Source organism: Leptolyngbya sp. FACHB-711 (assembly GCF_014695615.1).
In the GTDB taxonomy this organism is placed as follows: domain Bacteria; phylum Cyanobacteriota; class Cyanobacteriia; order Elainellales; family Elainellaceae; genus Leptolyngbya_A.
Genome location: NZ_JACJOR010000291.1, coordinates 1 through 6,221, shown reverse-complemented (window position 1 = coordinate 6,221; position 6,221 = coordinate 1). Strand labels below are relative to the sequence as shown.

The following is a 6,221-nucleotide window of genomic DNA, read 5'->3' as shown; positions in this document are numbered from 1 at the left end:
TATCTGCACCCTTGATGCGGAAAATGCCCGAACTAGAGCAAAGCAGGCAGATGAGGCTCTTGCAAAAGGTGAAGATTGGGGCGCATTACATGGAGTTCCGGTCACGATTAAAGACATTTTTGAAACAGCTGGACTCCGCACAACCGCAGGCTATATTCCCCTTAGAGATTACATTCCCAAGCAGGATGCGACAGTCGTTGCCAAACTTAGAGCAGCAGGAGCAATTATCCTGGGAAAAACCAACGCAGCCGAACTCGCAGCCGATTACCAGAGTATTAATTCTCTGTTTCCGCCAGTCAACAATCCCTGGAATTTAGCCTACACGCCTGGAGGAAGTTCAGGGGGCAGTGCTGCCGCGATCGCTGCAGGTCTTTCACCCCTTGATCTGGGAAATGATTTTGGCGGGTCTGTGCGTCAACCTGCTCACTTTTGTGGTGTCTATGGACTTAAATCCACCGATCGCCGCATTTCCACCGCCGGCATGATTCCTGAAGTTCCTGGTATGCCCTTGTGTGTTCGACAGATGATGACCGTTGGATGTTTTGCGCGATCCTTGGAAGACATTCGGCTTTGCTTTTCGCTGATTGCAGGAGCAGATGTGCGCCGTCCAGATGTTCCTCCGGTTCCCCTAGATACGCCTTCTGGCAAAGCATTGTCTGATCTCAAGATTGCCTGGATTGATGAGTGGAGTGAAATTCCAGTCGCTGCTGATATCCGAACCGCCATGCAGAAAACAGCTCAAACGCTGGCAAATGCAGGGGCGAAGGTAGAACGCTGGCTTCCCCAAGGCTTTGATACCTCAAAGATGTTGAACCTGTACATGCGAGTTGCAGCCTATAACAACACCTATGCTCAACCGAGAGATCGCTACAACATTCGACGCAGTTTAGGGTTGATCGCTCGTACAGCCACCCAAGGTGACAAGAAACTCAGACAATTGGGAGACTTCAGCCGATTTCTTCCAGAGCTACTTAATCCCAGTTTGAAGGGATATTTTGAAACGCTGACCGAGCGCGATCGCTTCATTGCTCAACTGGATACGGCATTAGAGTCATGGGATGTTTGGTTAGTGCCAGTGGCTGCAACGGCTGCATTCACCCATCGTCCCCCCTGGAGTGCCGTTGAGGTCGATGGCAGAGCTTACCCATACGGAGTTGCCAATGGAGCGTACACCATGCCGTTTAATTTAAGCGGGCATCCAGTCATCGTCATTCCCATTGGGCAAACGCAGGATGGGCTACCGATTGGAATCCAGATTGTGGGCAAGCGGTGGAGAGAGATGGAATTAATAGCGATCGCTCAACAGCTTGATCAGGTCATTGGCACATTTCAACATCCTCCACGTTATTGAAAGTATGAACAGCAAGTTCGATCAACATTTAATGCGTGGTAGTTGGATTCAGTGGGGTTTATGGCTCCTAGCGGTTGTTCCTCTATTCATTGGCTTCTGGGCTTTTTTGGCTCCCTATCACTTCTATGAAATCTTCCCGCTCCCTGGTAGAAATTGGGTTTCAACTCTGGGGCCCTACAACGAACATCTAGTTCGGGACTACGGTGCAAACAATCTTGGCTTCGGGGTACTACTGGCTGCGGCAGCAGTTTTGCTCGAACGACAAATCATCCAAGTTGCACTGGTGAGTTGGTTCGCCTTCGCAGTGCCGCACCTCATCTTTCACCTGACACAAACTCACCACTTCTCGCTATTCGATAATGTGACACAGCTCAGCTCTCTAGGACTTGTGGCGTTGCTCCCGATCGTCTTGCTTTTCTTTGTGACAATGCAAAAGAGATGAGTTGCTAGGAAACCTTGATTGACGTATGGAAGTAAGATTGTTTCAAACCCAAGATGCTGAACAGATTGCACGGTTGTTTCATGAAACAGTACGTGAAATTAATGTGCGTGATTATTCAAACAGCCAAGTCAAAGCATGGGCACCTGAAGATATTCAATTTAGAAATTGGGTAGAAGTGTGCTCAAATCGATTCACCTATGTTGCTGACGATGATGGCGTAATTGCGGGATTTGGAGAGCTAGAGCCGAACGGGCATATTGATTGTTTCTACTGCCATAAAAACTATCAACGTTGCGGAGTAGGCAGCCGAATTTATCAAGCCATTGAAGCAAAGGCGTATGAACTGTCCTTGAATCGGTTATTTGTTGAGGCAAGCATTACCGCAAAACCATTTTTTCAACGTATGGGGTTTGCAGTGGTCAAGGAGCAAGAAGTGATGCGCCGGGGTGAGGGATTCATAAACTATGCAATGGAAAAGCTTTTGTAGAATGCACCTATTTCTATAGGCGTTTGCTGAGGTCAATCAGTTGATCAGCCGTGAATTTTTACTGTTCTGGTAGCTTGCACCCGTGAAAAGTCACTGTTTATTGAGATAAATTTGGCTCGACGATCGCCGGAAAATTCTCAAAGTTTCGTTTCACCCAATCCATTCCAACTTCGTTATTGAGTTTGATATGCTTAGGGCTATTAGGATAGAGCTTGCTTAAAATATCAGTATCTTGTTCGACAGCGGTTCCTACCAGTTTTAGAAAATTGTGTTTTGCTAAATTGGCGATCGGATACTTTGCTTTTCCAAACATTAAAACATAAGTGCGGGTATGCGTTTCGGATTCAGGAACAAAGAGATGGCATTGCTTCACGCTTCCGAGCGAGGCGTCTTCGTGTAGTATGACGATCGCAGGAAAAAAGTTTTCGACATGAATATTCAGAACTTTTGGCAGTGCTAGAATAGCCGGATGCTTTAAGATGTCCTGAAATTTGTTTTTTGCTCTTGGGGTGTCGTAGTAAGCATGGGAATGTAGCCCGTTATCAATAAACTTTTTGAAGTGTACTTCTTCAATTTCAAATAATGCACGATGGGTTCCGTTGGGGTGATTGTAGTCGTGCATAATTAATAGCATCGACAGCAAATCAGTCTTAACGCTCCAATCAGCAACAAAGCCAATAAAATCATATTCGGCTGCAATTTGATTCAGAATATTCGGAATCGAAATCTTTGGCTCGACCCCACCATACGACCAAACGAAGTCCCCTTGAACAATTAGCTCTAACGGCTTCAGCAGCGATTTTGTAGGTTTGTTTGATCCGGGTAAAACTGTGCATCCGGTATGGTCAAACTCTAAAGCATGAAATGGGCATACGATCGCACTGCGCCCATCTGAACGAGAAACACACCAGCCTTCAGAGAGCATTGCGCCCATGTGAGGGCAGGCGTTGGGCAAAGCACTGATGTTCCCGTTGTCATCCTGCCATAAGACGTAATCGTTGCCATACAGCGAAACTTTCGTAGGCTGATTTGGCTTCAGCATCGATCGATGAGCCAATAGCCACGGAGTACCTTGTAGCATCGTCATAATCTTCTCAAGTTTGGCTAATCATTAAGAAAATTCTTTTGAGCAAGATTGACCAGCCCACTATATACCCCTAAGATAAGTTTCCTGTCCAACAAGATGGGGCGACTCCCCCTGGAGTAGGAAACATTTGTTGGGTGATTGCGGATAGTTTCGCTGCCGTGTTCACTCAGATCAGACGATTCGGCGTAATATCAATACGCTCAATGCGCTAAATTTTGACTCGCTGCCCATCCTTCAACTGCTGCAAAGGATATAAAGTGCCGCGCCAAACAATGCCCTGCTGTTGCCAACAGGAGAACGCTGAACGCAGCAGGATAACCGAGAGAATGAGCTGCCCGACTGGAATCAACAACATGCCAAAGGTAAAACGCCTTAGCTTAGCCCACACCGCCCAAGCATAAAGCAGCAAACATCCATAGGCAGCAATCCCAAATCCCCACAGCCAGGATCCTGGTTGCTGTAGAATTGCAACAACCCAACCCAGATTAAGCAGCCAGAGCAGCACCACCGTGATAAACAAACTGGAATAGCGATAATGGGCAGCCGCACCAAAGAGATTTTTCTCTAAGCCGCGCACCATTGTAGATAAAGAGGGATACCAGGTTAAACCAATCTCATCAGTTCCGAACACCAAGCAGTTCCACGCTCCAGCCTGCTGCATCATCAGCGCAAGTCCTAAGTCGTCAACAACTTCCATTCGCAGCCAAGCAAACCCAGCGGTTCGATCAAAAACAGATTTCCGCACCAGGTTAAAGGCTCCATTGCCAGCGAAACTGTCCGATTCGGGTTTGCCGATCTCAGAGGCGTTGATACTATTCAAGAACAGGAGACCGAAGGCAGCCAGCGTTACATCAAGCCAAAACGACTGGCTATAAGCCTCAGCTGCTACGGAAAGATGGTCAAGCTGCTCTTCAAGGCATAAGGCGATCGTCTTCTTCAAAACACCCGGCTGAAAATGAACGTCTGCATCCGTAAAGAGAAGCCAGTCTCCCGTAGCCCTCTGACTGCCAAGATGCAGCGCATGAACTTTTCCCAGCCATGCTGGAGGCAGATGAGTGATATGCACAGGCACGATGCGATCGTCTTGGCTCGCTAACTGGTCAACGATGTCGCCTGTGTTGTCGGTGGAGCGATCGTTAATGAGGATGATTTCTAGATTGGGATAGTCCTGCTTGAGAAGCGTCGTCAAGGCTTGCCCAAGGGTGTCACCTTCATTACAAGCTGGGATAATAATACTAAGCCTTGGAAAGGTTTGAGGCGATTGTGGTTGCAACTGCTTGAGCAGTCGTATCGATCAAACTCCATGAACCGCTTTGAGGTAGCTTAAGCCCCAAGCAAGGCAAGAAAGCACTGCCCAAGTTGTAAGTATCCACTCGATCGCGCTCATTGAATTTCCAGTTAAGACATCAGCAACTTCATTCACAGCAATCCCTTTTATTGTTATACAGCATTGTTATAAAACTGTTGCAGGATCAATTTTTGCAGGAGCAGTAGTTTGAACATCATCCCGACATCTATCGCTTTCCGTCTCGCATTGCTCTTGCGTGGTTTGCTATGAATTGGTTCTTATAAATTAGTTCTGACGTGGGGCGAAATTGCTTATCAAAGAATAATTTCATCGAGCCGCACCAGTAAATCTTTTTTCTGAGTCAGTTTCGCTTGGCGTTTTTCCCAATTCCAAAATTTAGATTGGCTTATGTTTTGAATTCATTTGCTGAACGTTCGTCGTTTCGTTTTACAGCGCGATCGCCAGCACAATTCACAAGCTCTCTCTTATACCATACACTCGCTTATTCCAAACCCTTTTGTCCCAAGCTCTTTCATTCCAAACCCTTTTATCCCATCGGTGAATCGATTTGAAATCATTCCTGTATTCATTTTCTAATCAAGCTGTAAACCAGTTAATGCCTTCGCGGGCGATCGTCCCAGGTACAGTATGAGGACCATCAAATTCTCGATACACCACGTCATAGCCTGCTCGCTGCAACTGCGGCACAATTCGACGGCTGCATTGATCGATCGGCAGCACCGTGTCTCGATTACCGTGGGAAATAAAACAGCGAGGCATTCCGTTCCGCGCGGCAGGAGTCATGAATCCGGGTGAAAAGGCAAGAATGTGGGGAAATAAATCGCCGTTCGTAATGCCAACGGAAAGGGCATAGGACGCGCCATCTGAAAATCCTGCGATCGCCACCTGATCTGGGTTGATTGCATACCGATCGAAGGTTTGAGCCAGTGCACGATCGAGAAAGGCAATATCAGGACCGTAATCGTTGATAATCACATCCCAGGTTTGCTGGCGTGAGTCTACCGCTAACACAATCATTCCAAAAGGATCTGCTAATTCCCGAACGATTCTCAGTGCCCCTTCTGCGTCGCCACCTGCACCATGCAGCATGAGCAATAGCGGGGCGGGCTGATTTGCTCGATAGGTTGGCGGCACATAGATTAATCCGTCGCGCTGACGCTCTAGATTTAGGGGATGCAGTCCGGGAAAACCTGTTGCGGTGGGCTGAGTGGGGCGAGCCTGTAGCCGCCCTGCTGTCGCGAAACTTTCTGGTCTCACAGTTTTCATTGGGAATCTGTCTCGTTTTACATAGCCGATGAGATGAGAAGGGATGCTGCAAAGCAATTCCTCCTTAAGGGCGATCGCCAAAGCAGCCCCAATTCCACATTGGAGAAAACTACGCCTTGTCCAGTAAGAAGCCAAAATGATTACGGGAGTGCGATTAAGCTCTTTATTTATGCTAAGCCACTGGAGAATTGAATTCACTCATCTTAAGGATTAAAACGGTTTAGCAATTAATTTTTAGGAAATTAAAAACGATGACGCGAGTATTAGACAAGAAGATTC

At 47.2% G+C, this 6,221-nt stretch carries 6 protein-coding genes; 3 read left to right on the top strand and 3 right to left on the bottom strand.

The window, feature by feature from the left end; translation table 11 throughout:
• The 3 genes from H6F80_RS11470 to H6F80_RS11460 form a co-directional block, all read left to right on the top strand.
• The coding region (locus H6F80_RS11470) for an amidase (protein WP_190791683.1) at positions 1 to 1,351 on the top strand (1,351 nt) is incomplete at its 5' end.
• Positions 1,352 to 1,382: 31 nt separating this feature from the next.
• A complete protein-coding gene (locus H6F80_RS11465) occupies positions 1,383 to 1,793 on the top strand; it encodes a DUF4345 family protein (protein WP_199296517.1) in 411 nt (136 codons plus the stop codon).
• A gap of 37 nt (positions 1,794 to 1,830) precedes the next feature.
• Complete coding sequence (locus tag H6F80_RS11460) at positions 1,831 to 2,280, top strand: GNAT family N-acetyltransferase (RefSeq protein ID WP_242067301.1); 450 nt, start codon at positions 1,831 to 1,833, stop codon at positions 2,278 to 2,280.
• Between the two features lie 97 nt (positions 2,281 to 2,377).
• Here the strand turns inward: H6F80_RS11460 and H6F80_RS11455 are convergent, their stop codons facing one another.
• From H6F80_RS11455 to H6F80_RS11445, 3 genes are all read right to left on the bottom strand, one after another.
• Positions 2,378 to 3,367, bottom strand: coding sequence for a Rieske 2Fe-2S domain-containing protein (locus H6F80_RS11455; protein WP_242067300.1), 990 nt, complete (start codon positions 3,365 to 3,367; stop codon positions 2,378 to 2,380).
• A 208-nt stretch (positions 3,368 to 3,575) separates the two neighbouring features.
• Complete coding sequence (locus H6F80_RS11450) at positions 3,576 to 4,640, bottom strand: glycosyltransferase family 2 protein (protein WP_190791680.1); 1,065 nt, start codon at positions 4,638 to 4,640, stop codon at positions 3,576 to 3,578.
• A 612-nt stretch (positions 4,641 to 5,252) separates the two neighbouring features.
• The gene (locus tag H6F80_RS11445) at positions 5,253 to 5,942 is read right to left on the bottom strand and encodes an alpha/beta hydrolase (RefSeq protein WP_190791679.1); all 690 of its coding nucleotides are present in this window, start codon (positions 5,940 to 5,942) and stop codon (positions 5,253 to 5,255) included.
• Positions 5,943 to 6,221 lie beyond the last annotated feature (279 nt).